The 15,092-nt window shown below is 61.8% G+C and carries 14 protein-coding genes and 1 tRNA gene; 11 read left to right on the plus strand and 4 right to left on the minus strand.

Annotated elements, in window-relative coordinates:
* The first annotated feature begins 540 nt into the window (after nucleotides 1–540).
* The 4 genes from PHD22_RS13175 (at nucleotide 541) to PHD22_RS13190 (ending at nucleotide 5,608) form a co-directional block, all read left to right on the plus strand.
* The gene (locus tag PHD22_RS13175) at nucleotides 541–1,155 is read left to right on the plus strand and encodes an SOS response-associated peptidase family protein (RefSeq protein WP_299867614.1); all 615 of its coding nucleotides are present in this window, start codon (nucleotides 541–543) and stop codon (nucleotides 1,153–1,155) included.
* Between the two features lie 323 nt (nucleotides 1,156–1,478).
* A complete protein-coding gene (locus tag PHD22_RS13180; RefSeq protein WP_299867617.1) occupies nucleotides 1,479–3,431 on the plus strand; it encodes a helicase-related protein in 1,953 nt (650 codons plus the stop codon).
* A gap of 94 nt (nucleotides 3,432–3,525) precedes the next feature.
* A tRNA-Pro gene (locus PHD22_RS13185) sits at nucleotides 3,526–3,602 on the plus strand.
* Nucleotides 3,603–3,805: 203 nt separating this feature from the next.
* On the plus strand, nucleotides 3,806–5,608 hold the full coding sequence (locus PHD22_RS13190; RefSeq protein WP_299867620.1) for an SLC13 family permease: 1,803 nt from the start codon (nucleotides 3,806–3,808) through the stop codon (nucleotides 5,606–5,608).
* Nucleotides 5,609–5,623: 15 nt separating this feature from the next.
* Here the strand turns inward: PHD22_RS13190 and PHD22_RS13195 are convergent, their stop codons facing one another.
* From PHD22_RS13195 to xseA, 3 genes are all read right to left on the minus strand, one after another.
* Nucleotides 5,624–6,883 (minus strand): putative Na+/H+ antiporter, encoded by a 1,260-nt coding sequence (locus PHD22_RS13195; protein ID WP_299867622.1) that lies wholly within the window; start codon nucleotides 6,881–6,883, stop codon nucleotides 5,624–5,626.
* Nucleotides 6,884–7,044: 161 nt separating this feature from the next.
* Nucleotides 7,045–7,632 carry a Fe-Mn family superoxide dismutase gene (locus PHD22_RS13200; protein WP_299867625.1) on the minus strand — a complete coding sequence of 196 codons (588 nt, stop codon included), beginning with the start codon at nucleotides 7,630–7,632 and terminating at the stop codon, nucleotides 7,045–7,047.
* A 110-nt stretch (nucleotides 7,633–7,742) separates the two neighbouring features.
* Nucleotides 7,743–9,107 (minus strand): exodeoxyribonuclease VII large subunit, encoded by a 1,365-nt coding sequence (gene xseA / locus PHD22_RS13205; RefSeq protein WP_299867628.1) that lies wholly within the window; start codon nucleotides 9,105–9,107, stop codon nucleotides 7,743–7,745.
* A gap of 350 nt (nucleotides 9,108–9,457) precedes the next feature.
* Here xseA and PHD22_RS13210 point away from each other — a divergent pair, with 350 nt between their 5' ends.
* From PHD22_RS13210 to PHD22_RS13240, 7 genes are all read left to right on the plus strand, one after another.
* Nucleotides 9,458–10,063 (plus strand): MotA/TolQ/ExbB proton channel family protein, encoded by a 606-nt coding sequence (locus PHD22_RS13210; RefSeq protein WP_299867631.1) that lies wholly within the window; start codon nucleotides 9,458–9,460, stop codon nucleotides 10,061–10,063.
* Nucleotides 10,064–10,072: 9 nt separating this feature from the next.
* On the plus strand, nucleotides 10,073–10,495 hold the full coding sequence (locus PHD22_RS13215; protein ID WP_299867634.1) for a biopolymer transporter ExbD: 423 nt from the start codon (nucleotides 10,073–10,075) through the stop codon (nucleotides 10,493–10,495).
* 10 nt (nucleotides 10,496–10,505) lie between these two features.
* Complete coding sequence (lpxK, locus tag PHD22_RS13220; RefSeq protein ID WP_299867637.1) at nucleotides 10,506–11,516, plus strand: tetraacyldisaccharide 4'-kinase; 1,011 nt, start codon at nucleotides 10,506–10,508, stop codon at nucleotides 11,514–11,516.
* Nucleotides 11,497–11,691, plus strand: coding sequence for a Trm112 family protein (locus PHD22_RS13225; protein ID WP_299867640.1), 195 nt, complete (start codon nucleotides 11,497–11,499; stop codon nucleotides 11,689–11,691). The genes lpxK and PHD22_RS13225 overlap by 20 nt, the downstream gene beginning before the upstream one ends.
* 1 nt (nucleotide 11,692) lies before the next feature.
* Nucleotides 11,693–12,466 (plus strand): 3-deoxy-manno-octulosonate cytidylyltransferase, encoded by a 774-nt coding sequence (gene kdsB, locus PHD22_RS13230; RefSeq protein WP_299867643.1) that lies wholly within the window; start codon nucleotides 11,693–11,695, stop codon nucleotides 12,464–12,466.
* 47 nt (nucleotides 12,467–12,513) lie between these two features.
* The gene (gene adk / locus PHD22_RS13235; RefSeq protein ID WP_299867646.1) at nucleotides 12,514–13,167 is read left to right on the plus strand and encodes an adenylate kinase; all 654 of its coding nucleotides are present in this window, start codon (nucleotides 12,514–12,516) and stop codon (nucleotides 13,165–13,167) included.
* Between the two features lie 91 nt (nucleotides 13,168–13,258).
* The gene (locus tag PHD22_RS13240) at nucleotides 13,259–14,509 is read left to right on the plus strand and encodes a 6-phosphofructokinase (protein WP_299867649.1); all 1,251 of its coding nucleotides are present in this window, start codon (nucleotides 13,259–13,261) and stop codon (nucleotides 14,507–14,509) included.
* A gap of 45 nt (nucleotides 14,510–14,554) precedes the next feature.
* Here the strand turns inward: PHD22_RS13240 and PHD22_RS13245 are convergent.
* A partial coding sequence (locus tag PHD22_RS13245; protein ID WP_299867654.1) for a YbhB/YbcL family Raf kinase inhibitor-like protein occupies nucleotides 14,555–15,092 on the minus strand: 538 nt, incomplete at its 5' end.

The raw sequence follows: 15,092 nt of genomic DNA on the forward strand, positions 1-15,092 counted from the left end.
AGTTCGGCGGGTCACGTTAGCTTGCGGGGTCGAGCCGCCAAAATATTGCGCGACCTCTCCCCGCCATCCTCCACCCCGTAGTCTCTTTCATCATCAGGGGTGGCGCGAGTCGCAATGATCGTTAGCAAAAAGCAATCTGAAGAACAAAAAAGTGCTGAGCTCACCGATTCTGTTCAGTGACGAGGTGGGCTATACGGCGCTGGTCATCGGTGGGCGTTATCCACAGGCGCACATGCAAGGCCAACAGAGCCGTGAATTGTGTCTGTTCGAAATTCGGACGGGGAAGGCGGAAATTAGTGTGGCAGATTCGCTGATGCCAACCAAATGAAAGTGGAGCAAGCAGGCCCTTGACCAACTCCAGCCTGAGTTCTTAATCGCGTTGGAAAGGCCGCTTTGGGTCGAATGCTGACTTGGGTGTGGCTGTCGTTGCGTATTGGCTGAAGGGATGCCACCGTAGGTAATGGTGCGGCGATAGTAGCGCCTCCATCTCTCGTTGATGTCCAGACGCCGGTTTTGTCCAACCCGCGTTACCCTGTACCCATGTGTGCCAACTACCGCCCATCGTCCCCTGAAGCGCTGGCTGCATTTCCGTTGCCGCCGCCCGATTTCAGCTATGGGGAGGCTTATCCGGGCGCCATCGTCCCTGTCGTCACCAACTTCGCACCACGGATGTGGGTGCCGGCGTGCTTCGGCCTGATTCCAGCATGGGCCAAGGACACCAAGATCGCGCGAAGCACCTATAACGCTCGATCCGAGACGGTTGGAGAGAAGCCCTCCTTCCGCAGTGCCTGGAAACGTGGGCAGCTCTGCATCATCCCCGCAGACGCCCTCCATGAGCCTTGCTACGAGACGGGCAGTGCTGTGCGCTGGCGGATAGAGCGGACGGACGGCAAGCCGATGGGGATCGCGGGACTGTGGGAGCGGCTTCTCAAGGACGATGGCCTTCCTTCATGGTCCATGACCATGCTGACGATCAGCGCTGACAGCGATCCTGTGTTCAGGCGCTTTCACAAGCCCGGTGATGAGAAGCGGTCTGTGGTGATCCTGTCCGATGATGCCTGGGGCGACTGGCTTCGGTGCAAGTCGGAAAATGAGGCGCGAGCGATGCTGAAGAGGGCTTCAATTCAGTTGAACGCCGTATCCGACCCGCGCTGATCAAGGTCTTGAGTCTTGCCCTGTCTGTGGCGGTGTCGTATGGTGACAAGAACGCACCGTAACCGGCTCCTCTGCGCGCTCTGATGATGAGCTGACAATCAAAGAACAGCATCGCTTCCGCATACTGCCTCTCGCGGCATTCAATCACCAGGGCCTGTTCTGGATAGAACGTATCCATAGGTCGTTTCCTTCGGGTGTCCCCGACAAGAAAATCGGTGCTGATGAATCTCCCGGGCGCCGCGTGTCCATCTTCCTGCTGCACACATGCGTACCTCGGGATAGAGGCCTCGTGCTGATGGGGCGTGGCACCAACAAGGATGTACATGAGCATGCAATCAGAAGATGACGTCATCACCACACGGTTTGCCCGCATTTTTGCCGGTAACCAGGTCTGGCTGGCTGCAGGGCGGCGGATTTGTGTGGGGGGCGAGACCTTCCGGATTTTCGGTCATATCCCTGAAACCTGTCTGGGCCAGGTGGCCCATTGGCGCAGGCGGAGCAGCGAGGTGCGGGAAGGCCTTGAGCAGGCCATGTTGCAGGCGCAGGGTCGCCGGCTGGAGGAGGCACTGGTCGCTGCGATCGACGTCATCACGGACTACCTGACATCCTGCGAGCAGGAAGGCCTGGAGCCCAGCCTGCGCCGGTTGCGGGAGGAGTGGTCGGGCGGAGAGCTGGATCTGGGGTCCATCGGGAAACGCCTGGCCAAGTCCCTGGAGGATCTGCGGGCAAAGCGTCGCCAGCGGGACCTGGCCGCCCAGATCGGACGTTCCCTCAAGCTGTCCGAGTATCCCGACACCTTTCCTGCCCGCAGACGGCCGCGCAGATTGATTGCAGTTCTGGGGCCCACCAATTCCGGCAAGACCCACGATGCCTTCGAGCGGCTGGCCATGGCGGCTTCGGGGGTTTATCTAGGGCCCTTGCGCCTGCTGGCTCTGGAGGCCTTTACCCGTCTGAACGAGGAGTTCGGGGTCAGTGCCTCGCTGATCACCGGGGAGGAGCACCGCATCGTGGAGGGGAGCCGGGTGACCGCGTCCACCATCGAGATGCTCGACCCGTCCGTAGTCCTTGAGGTGGCCGTCATCGACGAGATCCAGATGCTCAGCGATCCGGATCGGGGATGGGCCTGGACCCAGGCTGTGGTGGGGGCGAATGCGGAAGAAGTGTGGCTGGTGGGGGCTTTATCCGCCGAGCCGGCCATCGTCGCGCTTGCTGAGCGCCTGGGCTTGCCCCTGGAAGTCCGTCACAAGCATCGCAAGCACCCGCTGCTGGTGGGGCAGCCCTTGGGCAGCCATCCTGCCGGAGCCCTGAGACGAGGCCGCGCCGGGGATGCCTTCATTGTGTTTTCCCGACGGGACGCCCTCAACCTGAGGGATGATCTGCTGGCCCTGGGCAAGAAGGTTGCCTGCATCTATGGCGCCCTGTCGCCCGAGGTACGGGAACGGGAGGCCCGACGTTTTGCCCAGGGGGATGCGGATATCCTGGTCGCTACCGATGCGATCGGGATGGGCTTGAACCTACCTATCCAGCGGGTCGTGTTCACCGCAGTGGAGAAATATGACGGGGTGAGCCGTGATCTCCTGTCGGCGTCCCTACTCCAGCAGATCGGTGGGCGGGCAGGGCGCTTCGGCCATCAGGCAGAGGAAGGGCTGGTGGCGGGGCTGACGCCGGCAGAGCACCAGGTGGTGGTGTCCCTGATGAAGGCTGCTCAGCCGCCCCTGGAGGCCCAGGGCTTTCAGATCACGGCGGGCAGTGCCTATCTTGAGCAACTGGCCCGAATGTCCGGTGATAGCCGCCTCGAGGCGCTTCTTTCCCTGTTTCAGCTCCATGCGGATTGCGGCGACGGTTTCTTCAGGCCCCATATTCCCGAAGAACAACTGGCCCGGGCCGCGCAGCTGGATCGGATGAAGAATCTTTCCTTAAGCTTGAAGCATGTATTTTCCATGGCCCCGATGGCTTCCCAGAACGAGACTATCGACGGGGTATGGCGGGGGTGGGCGTATGCGGTTCATCAGGGGAGGCGGATTGCGCTGGATTTCCTGCCCCGGCTCCCGCGGCGTGCGTCCCTGGAAGAAGGCGAGATCACGGTACGTCTGTTGGCCGCTTATCGTTGGTTTGCCTATCGGTTGCCGGAGTGGTTCGTGGATCTCGAGCAGGCCGATCGCCACTTGCCGGAGTGGATCGCCGTGGTGGATGGCCATCTGCGCAGCCGTCACCGGCAAGGCGTCGGTGGAGGTCGGAAGGGGATGCCGAGCTGGTATTGGCCGCGTCGGAGCTGAGGCCTGCGGTGTGTGGGTGTGCAGCATGGATGATAAATTTTTGCTATGTCTTTCTTCCCTTTTCTTCTGATTGTGATATCATTCTTTCCCTAGTCGGGGCGTAGCGCAGCCTGGTAGCGCACTTGCATGGGGTGCAAGGGGTCGCGAGTTCGAATCCCGCCGCCCCGACCAAAGAATCAAGCACTTAGGCCACTCAAAAGAGTGGCCTAAGTGCTTTTTCGTGTCTGGAGACGCCCTTCCCGTGCGGCGTTGTCAGCCTGACGCTGCAGGTATTTTCCGCAGATTAATGCATAAGCTTTTCAATATTTAATCTAATGGGTGGCAAGGGGCGACATTAAGCTTGCGATGCTCCGCACTTAATCTTTCCCGTCGCCATGCTGATTCCCGAGTTCTACGCTGCCCCCTTTGTGGGCGGGGTACTGATCGTCCTGTTTGTCTGTTTCCTGAAAGAGTGGCTCAAGCCGGATGTGGCGGTGATGGCGGCCGTTGCCGTGCTGTTGCTGGCTGGGGTGCTCAAGTCCAGGGAGGTCATTGGGGTGTTCGGCAACAGTGCTCCCATTACCATCGCCTGTCTTTTCGTCATCAGCGGCGCCCTGTCCCGTACGGGATGCGTGGACAAGCTGGGGGAATGGCTGGGGCGGGCGGCGGTAGGTGGTGAGCGCCCCTTGCTCTTTGCCTTGATGGGGCTGGCGCTGGTGGTCTCTCCCTTTGTTAACAACACGCCGGTGGTCATGGTGATGATTCCGGCGGTGATCGCCGTTGCGTCCCGCCACGGTCTTGCCCCGTCCCGCCTGCTGATTCCCCTGTCCTACGCCACCATTCTGGGGGGGTTGGTGACGATGGTGGGTACCTCCACCAACATCCTGGTGGACGGGGTGGCGAGGGCCCATGGGTTGGCGCCGTTCTCCATGTTTGAAATCAGCTTGCCAGCCATGGTCATGGCCGTGGTCGGTTTTGCGTTCATGCTGGCCCTGGCCCCCCGGGTGCTGCCCGTACGCGAAACCCTGACCCAGCAGTTCACCGGTGGTCAGGAGCGCTGGTTCATGGCGGAACTGTTCGTGCCTGAAGAGTCGCACCTAGCGGGAAAAACCCTCCAGGAGGCGGGTCTGAGCACGGAGGGCGTACAGGTCCTGAGTCTGTCCCGCAATGAGCAGGTGGTTTCTTCTCCGGCGCCGGAATGGCGACTGGAGAGGGGGGACCGGCTTGTAGTGCATAGCCGGAGCAGCGCCATGCTCCATCTGCGCCAAAGGGATCTCCTGGGCGTGCAGGTAGATGCGGCGATCCAGGCCCATGATCTGGAAACCCTGCGTAGGCGGGACGTGGTCATCGTCGAAGCCCTGGTCGGCCAGACGTCCCGCTACGTCCTGCGCCCCATTCGTGACCTGGATCTGCTGGCCCGCTACGGGGTTCATCTGATCGCGGTGCATCGGCGCAACGCGTCCATCTCGGAGATCGGTGAGGACTTCCAGTTGCTGGGGGGCGATGTACTGCTGGTGGAGGGGACACCCGACCAGATCAAGCGTTTCTGCGATAACGGGGATCTCTTTGCCATTACCGAGGGCAGGGAGGTGGTCGGACGCCAGCACAAGGCGCCCGTAGCCCTGGCAACCATGGTGGGGGTGATGCTGCTGGCAGCCCTTGACGTGATGCCCATTGAGGGATTGGCGATCATCGGCGCTGCGGTGGTGGTGGCCAGCGGTTGCATCACCAGCGACGAGGCCTACAAATCCATTGAGTGGCCGATTCTCGTGCTGATCTTCGGCATGCTGGCCATCAGTATCGCCATGAGGAACTCCGGCCTGGACCAGATGCTCGCAGCTGAACTGGCGCGGCTTGGGCAGGGGCTGTCCCCCTGGATGATGCTGAGCCTCGTGATCCTGATCACCTCTGTTGCCACGGAAATCCTCAGCAACAACGCCATTGCAGTTTTGTTCACGCCGGTGGTGATTGGCCTGGCCCAGCAGATGGGGGTTGACCCTCGTCCGTTCGTGGTGGGGGTGATGTTTGCCGCCAGTTGCAGCTTTGCAACCCCCATCGGCTACCAGACCAACACGCTGGTGTATAGCGCGGGCAACTACCGGTTCAGCGATTTCTCCCGCCTGGGCGTGCCGATGAACATCCTTACCTGGCTGCTGTGCAGCCTCCTGATCCCGATGTTCTGGCCTTTCCTGCCCTGAAGCATCCCCTGCGGCTCACAGAAAGCGGAAGGCAAGGGCTGCAACCAGGGTGGGGATCAGGGCTGCGCCCAGCAGCCCCAGCGGGTTGACCGCCTCGTCGGTGAAGCTGGATTTTAGGATCGAGACGCCAGCGGGGTTGGGGGCGTTGGCGATGATGGTCAGACCACCTCCCGTCACCGCACCGGCGACCAGGGCGTATTTGAAATCGTCGGAAAGCCCTTCCACCAGCGAACCCAGGTAAGTCAGTGCCGCATTGTCAGTCACCGCTGTGAGGGCAGTGGCGCCGATGAACACGGCGTCGCTGCTCATGCTCATCAGCAAGGGCTGCAGCCACCATTGCTGCAGGCCGCCCAGCACGACCAGCCCCGCCAGGAAGAACGCGACCAGCAAGCCTTCCTTGAGGATCAGGCGATCCTGGTGCTGTGCGTAGGCGTGGGCCACTCCGAGAAAGAACAGGAAAATTCCCAGGAAGATCGCTGGGTGATGGGCAAACACCACGACGCCCAGGAGGAAGAGCAGGTGGGCCAGGGTCAGCAGCAGGGGAACAGGGACGGCGCTCTCGTCCTTGCCTGCAGGGGGCCGGGCGGCCAGTTCCTGACGGAACAGCAGGGTCACGCCGAGGGCGTTGATGGCAACGGCGATGGCGGCCTTCCAGCCAAAATGGCTCAGCATGAAGGGGGTGTTCCATTCCCAGGTGCTCGCCACCATCAGCACCGGAGGCGCGGCAAAGTGGGTCAGCGTGCCGCCAATGGAGATGTTGACGAACAGGACGCCCAGGGTGGCGTACATCAGGCGGCTGGAGATGCCTTTGCGGTAGAACTGGTCCCGCAGGATGAGGGCGCCCAGGGTCATGGCGGCAGGTTCGGTGATGAATGACCCCAGCAGAGGCACGAAGGCCAGTACCGTGAAGTAGGTGGCCGCAGCTCCGGGCAGGGGAATCAGGCGTCCGATCTGCAGCACGAGCCCAGACGCGGTTCGGAGGATGGGGCGGGTGCCTGCGATCACCATGATCGCGAAGACGAAGAGGGGTTCGGTGAAGTTGCGGGACTCGATGTAGGCAATCGACTCTTCGGAGCCGACGAGGAAGAACATCGCGATCGTCAGCACCATGGCCCAGAAGCCGAAGACGACTTCCACTTCGCCCAGCAAGTGAAAGAGGCCCGCATGGGCCGGACGGGTATGGGCCAGATGTTCAAAGTACTTGGTGGAAAAGGTATGCAGGATCGCAATCGCGAACAGTGCGGCGCCGATCATCTGGATCGTGGTCGGGGTCATCCGGGGCTCCGGTCATGGGCGGGTTCCTTTGCCAGACACCGTATCCAGGGGCCGGGTTCCACGCAGAATGAGACAGCCCCGTCTCCGTTGCCGGAAGACGGGGCTGTCGGAAGGGGAGGACTCGGGGCGCCAGTGGATGGCGCCCCTGCAAGCTCCCAGGATCAGGCGAAATTCGCTGCAGCGAAGTCCCAGTTGGCCAGGCTGTTCAGGAAGGTTTCCACGAACTTGGGACGGGCATTGCGGTAGTCGATGTAGTAGGCGTGTTCCCACACGTCGATGGTCAGCAGGGGCTTGCCTTCGCCGCTCTTCAGCGGGTTGCCGGCGGCGCCAGTGTTGACGATGTCAACGCTGCCGTCGGCCTTCTTGACCAGCCAGGTCCAGCCGGAGCCGAAGTTGCCCACGGCGGAAGCCTGGAAGGCCTTCTTGAACTCGTCGAAGGAGCCCCACTTGGCGTTGATCGCGTCGGCCAGGGCGCCGGCAGGGGCGCCGCCACCGTTCGGCTTGAGCGAGCTCCAGAAGAAGGTGTGGTTCCAGACCTGGGCTGCGTTGTTGTACACCCCGCCGGCAGGGGCCTTCAGGAAGGTCTCTTCCACGGACAGGTTCTCGTACTCGGTGCCGGGGATGAGGTTGTTCAGGTTGGTCACGTAGGCCTGATGGTGCTTGCCATAGTGATACTCGAAGGTTTCTTCGGAAATGTGGGGGGCCAGGGCATTCTTGGCGTAGGGCAGTTCGGGCAGGGTGTGAGCCATGTGGTTTTCTCCGGGGTTTAGGAATTTGTCCGACAATTCTAGTCGGGAATTGGTTCTATACACAAACGGGAGTACGCCCGTTGCAAAGGGCATGTCAAGACCGTCATCCTCTATTGTGCCCCGGAGGGGTGAGCCTTGGGCAAGGCTTTAAGCTCCGGGGCAAGGTCGGGTGGATGCTTTTCAAGGACGCTGGCGGAGATCTGACCCGTATGAAACTCCACCTGGATGATCGAGCCTGGAGACACATCTGCAGGATCCCGGACGAGGGTGCCTGCCTGATTGCGGGTAATGCTGTAGCCCCGTGCGAGGACATTCCGGGGGTCCAGATGGGAGAGGTGCTGGGCAAGGGTCTCCACGTGCCGCTGCCTCAGTTCGAGGGCGGCTTGAGCGGAGCGGTGCAGCCGTCGTTGCAGATCATGCAGCCGGGCGTAAAGAGGAGGCAGATCGGGCCGTTGGATTTCCAGGCGCAAGCGGAGGCGCTGGATCTGGTGGTCTCCCCGTGTGAGCTGGGTCCGCAACTGAACCTGCAGTCGCCGGTCCAGACTCTCCAGGCGCAGGCGGGCACTTTCCAGCCGTTGGCGTGGATGCACGAGCCGGGCGGCGACCCGATCCAGGCGCTGGGCGGCATGCTCGAAGCGACGCGTCATGCTTCTCTGCAGGCGCAGGGCCAGGTGCTGGAGGGTGTCCTGCAATTCAACAAAGCCACTGCTGGCCAGTTCCGCTGCGGCCGTGGGGGTGGCGGCCCGGACATCGGCAGCGAAGTCGGCGATGCTCACATCCGTTTCATGACCGACTCCGACAATCACCGGGATCGGGCAGGCCCGGATCGCCCGGGCCACGCGCTCGTCGTTGAATGCGGCGAGATCTTCCAGACTGCCCCCGCCCCGGACCAGCAGGAGTAGGTCATTCCCGTCGATCAGCGCCCGTGTTCCCGCCAGGCGGATCGCTTCGGCAATGAGTGCGGGTGCGCTTGCGCCCTGGACCTGGGTGGGGTAGAGCCACAGGGGCAGATGGGGAGCTCGCCGGGCCAGGGTCGCAATGACATCCTTCCAGGCGGCGGCCTGGGGGGAAGTGACGACCGCAACCCCCCGAGGGAAGCGGGGCAGGGCGCGTTTAAGCCCCGCATCGAAAAGTCCTTCAGCCTGGAGGCGGGATTTCAGGCGCAGGAAAGCCTCGTAGAGATGACCGAGTCCGGCCTGGCGAATCGACTCTACGTTCAGCTGGTAATCTCCCCTGGGTTCAAAGAGGGTGACCAGGGCGCGCACCTCCACCTGCATTCCATGTTCGAGCCGGAAGGCGAGGTGCTGGGCCTTGTTGCGCCACATGGTGCAGCGCACCTGAGCTTCCTTGTCCTTGAGGGTGAAGTACAGATGGCCCGAGGCCGCCTGAGTGAGGGTGGATACTTCGCCGGCAATCCACATCAGGGGGAAACTGCCTTCAAGGGCCTCGCGGGCCGCCCGGTTGATCCAGGACACGGAAACGACTTCAGAGGGCTTGACTTTGATGCTTGAATCAGGGGTCTGCATGGAGCGGGATTGTACCGGAATCCACAATTCATTCCCCAGTCGCCAAAAAAAGCGCCGGAACGCCCTTGACTTGCTTGATATTTTTTAAGTTATTGATTTTTAAAGGTTCGTTCCTTAGCCTATTTTTTGACCCGACCACTAAAAACCCTTCTAAACTGCGGGTTTAGCAGGATCCCCGGGCATCAATCCACAAAGTTATCCACAGATTTTGTGGATTATCTGGATTTGCCAGGCTGTTGCTCTGAAGGGCCGGGCGGGTTAGAGTTTCGGGCTTAGTTCGATTCTCGGGAGTAGTCCTAGTGTTCGCCATCATTCAGGCTGCCGGCTGGCCCATCTGGCCATTGCTGTTTGCATCCATCATTGCTGTGGCCCTGATCATCGAGCGCCTGATTACTTTGCGTCGCAACAAGATTCTGCCCCCGGGATTGCTCGATAAGGTCGTTGCCGAACTGCGCCAGTCCGGGGTGACGCCGGAAATGATCAATCGCGTTGCCCTCAGCTCTCCCCTTGGACGGGTGCTGGCCTCCGGCCTGCGCAACGTCCGCAGTTCCCGTGAGCTGATGAAGGAATCCATTGAGGAAACCGGTCGGGCTGTGACCCACGATCTGGAGCGCTTTCTGACCACCCTGGGTACGATCGCCTCGATCAGCCCGCTGATGGGGCTGTTCGGCACCATCGTCGGAATGATCGAGATCTTCGGCTCCCAGGCGCCCGGGGGGTCGAACCCCCAGCAACTGGCTCAAGGCATTTCGATTGCGCTCTACAATACGGGTTTCGGTCTGGTGATTGCCATTCCGAGCATGATCTTCTGGCGCCACTTCCGGGCGACCGTCGATAGTCTCGTGGTGGAAATGGAGCAGCAGGCGATCCGTCTGGTTGAAGTGGTTCATGGCGAGCGTCGCTGAGGTCCCGTCATGAACTTCGGTCGTGGTCGTGCCCGTGAAGAGCCGGAAATCAATCTGATCCCGCTGATCGACGTGCTGCTGGTGATCATCATCTTCCTGATGCTGACCACTACCTATTCCCGTTTTGCCGGGTTGGAAATCAACCTTCCCACTGCCGAGACCCAGTCTTCCAGTGAGCGTCCGGTAGAAGTCAATGTGGCCGTGACGGCGGCTGGAGAGGTCGTGATCAACAAGCGGCCGGTGTCCAGCGCCGACATTCCTGCCATTGCCGCGGCCATGCAGGCGGTTGTACCCACGGGAGCCAAGGACCCCGTCGTGATCATCAATGCGGATGCCAAGGCGGCTCACCAGCGAGTCATTGATGTGATGCAGGCTGCCCAGCAGGCCGGGCTGGTGCACATTTCCTTCGCCACCCAGGCGGCCCAGCGCTAAGCCCTTCTCCATGCCAGCGAGTGCGCCCGGCTTCTGGCGGCATCGTGGGGTGATTGCCTGGAGCCTTTTCCCCTTGTCCCTCCTGTTTGGTGGCCTAGCGGCCCTCCGCAGGGTTCTTTTCCGCTGGCGCATCCTTCAGAGGGTAGTGCTCCCTGTTCCAGTCGTCGTCGTGGGCAACGTGGCGGTGGGTGGGAGCGGCAAGACACCGGTCACCCTGTGGCTGGCGGACGTATTGCGACAGCGCGGATATCATCCGGGGATCCTCAGTCGAGGATATGGCGGGCAGGTGGAGGGGGTGGCGGAGGTTCCTCCGGACGGAGATCCCATCCGCTATGGAGACGAGCCCGTCCTGATGGCAGCCCGTTCCGGTTGCCCTGTATTCGTGGGACGGGATCGCCCTGCGGCCGGTCAGGCCCTGTTGGCGGCCCACCCGTCAGTCAATGTGCTGCTCGCCGATGATGGATTACAGCATTACCGGCTGGCACGGAATCTGGAAATCGTTGTTGTGGACGAGGCGACTCTGGGCAACCGGCTTCTGCTTCCGGCGGGTCCCCTCAGGGAAGGGCTGGCCAGGTTGGGGAAGGGGAGTTTCATCTTCGCCCATGGTGCCCTTTCAGCTCCCGTTCGCGCTGCTGCACATGGAGTCCCCATTTTCGAGTTTGATCTGCGGGGAGACCTGTTCGAGCGCATCGGCACCCGTCAGGAGCGCTGCTCTGCGGAGGTGTTCAAGGGGCGTCGGGTGCATGCCCTTGCAGGCATCGGTCGTCCTGAGCGTTTTTTTGCCCAGCTTGAAGCCATGGGGCTGATGATCGAGCGGCGTCCATTTCCTGATCACCACGCTTTTTGCGAAGCGGATTTGTACATTCCCGACGGGGACGTGCTACTGATGACCGAGAAGGATGCTGTAAAATGCGCCGCTTTCGCCCCAGCTGACACCTGGGTGTGGCCAGTTCGGGCGCACTTCGCGCCCGAAGCCGCCGAACTGATTGTGGAGAAGCTCGATGGACCCCCGACTGCTTGAGATTCTGGTGTGCCCGATTACCAAGGGCTCCCTCGATTTCCATAAGGATCGACAGGAGTTGTGGAGCGTCAGTGCTCGCCTAGCCTATCCGATCCGTGATGGTATTCCTGTCATGCTTGAAGAGGAGGCCCGTCCCTTGAGTGACGAAGAAGTGGCCCAGGCGCACGCCCGCTGAAATGGGTTTCAAAGTCGTCATTCCTGCCCGGCATTCCTCAAGCCGCTTGCCGGGCAAGCCCTTGCTCGACATCGCGGGCAAGCCGATGATCCTGCGGGTTCTCGAGCGGGCAGCGGATGCCGGCGCCGAGGATATCTGGGTGGCAACCGATCACGACGGGATTGCCGGTGTGGTGCGCGCTGCCGGTGCTCAGGTGGTCATGACGTCTCCGGATCATCCCTCCGGTACGGATCGACTCGCCGAAGTGGCGGGCGTTCTGGGGTGGTCCGACGATACGGTGGTGGTCAATGTACAGGGAGATGAGCCCCTTATTCCGCCTGATCTGATCGGCCAGGTAGCAGCAGAGCTGGCGTCCGATCCGGAGGCAGCGATCGCCACCGCGTGTCACCCGATCTCGTCACCTGAGGAATTCTTTAATCCCAACGTGGTTAAGGTCGTGCTGGATGCCCGCGGACGGGCCCTGTATTTTTCCAGGGCGCCGATTCCCTGGGCGCGGGACGCCTTTGCCTCGGCAACGACAACGCTGCCGGCAGGCTTTTCTGCCTGTCGTCATATCGGCTTGTATGCTTACCGGGCGGGTTTTCTCAAGCGCTATTCAGGCCTCGCCCCGTCACCCCTGGAACAATGGGAAGCCCTGGAGCAGTTGCGGGCCATGGCCCATGGCTTCCCGATCCGGGTGATGCTGCTGGATCACGCGCCTCCTGCCGGCGTGGATACTGCCGAGGATCTTGCACGTGTCCGCCAGGTGTTTGACCTGATGGATGTTTCACGATAGTTTCGCAATCTCATGTCGTATCGACAATAACCAGAGGAGGGAAAGACATGCGTCTGATTCTGTTGGGACCGCCGGGTGCCGGCAAAGGCACCCAAGCCAATTACATCAAGGAAAAATTCGGGATCCCGCAGATCTCCACCGGTGACATGCTGCGCGCGGCCGTCAAGGCCGGCACTCCATTGGGCATCGAGGCCAAGAAGGTCATGGATGCCGGCGGCCTGGTCTCCGACGACATCATCATCGGGCTGGTGAAGGACCGTCTGCAGGAAGCCGACTGTCAGTCCGGCTACATGTTCGACGGTTTTCCCCGTACCATCCCCCAGGCTGAGGCCATGAAGGCGGCTGGCGTGCCCATCGATTTCGTGCTCGAGATCGACGTGCCGGACGAGGAAATCATTGGCCGCATGTCCGGTCGTCGTGTCCATGTGGCTTCTGGCCGCACCTACCACGTCAAGTTCAATCCGCCCAAGGTGGAAGGCACGGATGACGAAACGGGCGAGCCGCTGATCCAGCGGGACGACGACAAGGAAGAAACCGTCAAGAAGCGCCTGGACGTGTATCACTCCCAGACCAAGCCGCTGGTGGCCTATTATTCCGGGTGGGCGGCCAACGGGGATGCCAACGCACCCAAGTATCGCAAGATCGCAGGCCTCGGCAAGGTTGAGGAAATCCGCGATCGCGCCTTCGATGCGCTGAAGTAATCGGCGCTAGCGGGACGTTCGAAAGGCCGGCCGCAGGGTCGGCCTTCTCTTTTTCTGCGCCATCGGGGCGCTGAGGTGGGGTCAGGTCAGAATGGCGAGAAATCTTCTTTATGCCCAATCGGGGGGCATGACGGCCGTGATAAATGCATCCGCCGCCGGGGTGATCGCCACCGCCCGGGAGGCGGGTGCCCAGGTGGGGCAGGTACTGGCAGCCCGCAACGGTATCCTGGGGGTGCTGCGGGAAACCCTGATCGACACAGCGGCTTTGTCCGCCATGGATCTTGAGCGCTTGCGCACGACCCCGGGGGGGGCGTTCGGATCCTGCCGCTTCGACCTGGACGCCCTTGAGGTTAACCCTGCCCAGTACGAGCGCCTTTTTGCGGTGCTGGCAACCCACGACATCGGTTACCTCCTCTACAACGGAGGCAACGGATCCATGGAAACCTGTCGTCAGATCCAGGAGGCGGCGGACCGCCGAGGGTATGCGCTGACGGTGGTTGGCGTGCCCAAGACCATTGACAACGATATCGTGTTGACAGACTGCTGTCCGGGTTTTGGGTCGGCTGCCAAGTACCTCGCTACATCTGTCCGGGAGGTAGGGCTGGACCTGCGGGCCATGACCACCCGTGGCGGCAGGGCTTTTGTGCTGGAAGTCATGGGACGCAACGCGGGCTGGCTGGCGGCAGCCTGTGATCTGGCCAGTGAGGCAGGTTATTGTGCGCCTCACCTGATCCTGATGCCGGAGGTGGTATTCGATGAAGCAGCCTTCCTCGAGCGAGTCAGGGTGATCACCGAGGCCCACGGTGCGTGTGTGATCGTTGCGGCGGAGGGGATCAAGGGGCCGGATGGCAGGGTGCTGTCCATGCAGGAACAGAATGCCAAAGGCTATGTGCAGCTAGGCGGAGCCGGCGAGGTTGTTGCCCAGCGTATCCATCAGGCTCTGGGTTACAAGGTGCATTATGCCGTGGCTGATTATCTGCAGCGGGCTGCCCGTCACCTGGCCTCCCGAACGGATGCCGCCCAGGCCTTTGCGGTGGGCAAGGCGGCGGTACGCCGGGCTCTTGGCGGAAGGCGGGGAGTGATCGGACTGAAACGGATCTCGGATGTGCCCTACCGCTGGAGAACCACCCAGCACTCCTTCGAGAGCGTCGCCAACCTGGAGCGTAAACTCCCACCAGAGTTCATCGCTCCGGATGGCTTCGGCGTGACCGAGGCTTTCAGGGTCTGGTGCCGTCCCCTGATCGCCGGTGAGGATTTCCCCCGTTTCAGGGATGGCCTGCCCGATTATCTCCACCTCCGCCTGGCGTGCGTGCCCCGGCAACTGAGTCACTACGAAGCCTGAGGCCCTGCCGGGTGTGCAGGGCAGATGCACTGGCCATCCAGCGCTTCAGGCGTAGACCGCGGGATTCAGGCTGTAGGTTCCGGTCAGACTGGCCTGTGCCAGGATGTGCCCTTGCATGGCAAGGCGGGCTTCCTGTCCGGTGAAGGCGCCTTTGAGCTCCAGGCGGTCCACGTCGAGGGCGAAGACCGTGAAGATGTAGCGATGGCGGATGCTGTCGTTCCAGGGAGGGCAGGGGCCGTCATAGCCGAAATAGAGGCCCTTCATGTGTTCGTCAGCGGCAAACCAGCCGGTGTAATCGTTGATCCCGTGACGACTGCCGTCCGGGCGATCAGGGCCGGGCTTTCCATTGGGCGTGACTTCGCTGGAGTGGCTCCCCTCGGCAATGCTGCTTGTCTCGGCGGGAATGTTCACCAGAACCCAGTGAAAGAAATCCACCCGCCGCAGATCGGCGGGAACGGTGCGTCCCTCCTGATTCACATCATCTCCCCGGCTTGGTACGTCCGGGTCGTGGCAGATGACCGCAAAGGAGCGGGGGCCCGGGGGGGCCTCACGCCAGGCCAGGGGAGGGTTGCGATTGGCGCCC

This window comes from Zoogloea sp. (genome assembly GCF_028693495.1).
GTDB lineage: Bacteria > Pseudomonadota > Gammaproteobacteria > Burkholderiales > Rhodocyclaceae > Zoogloea.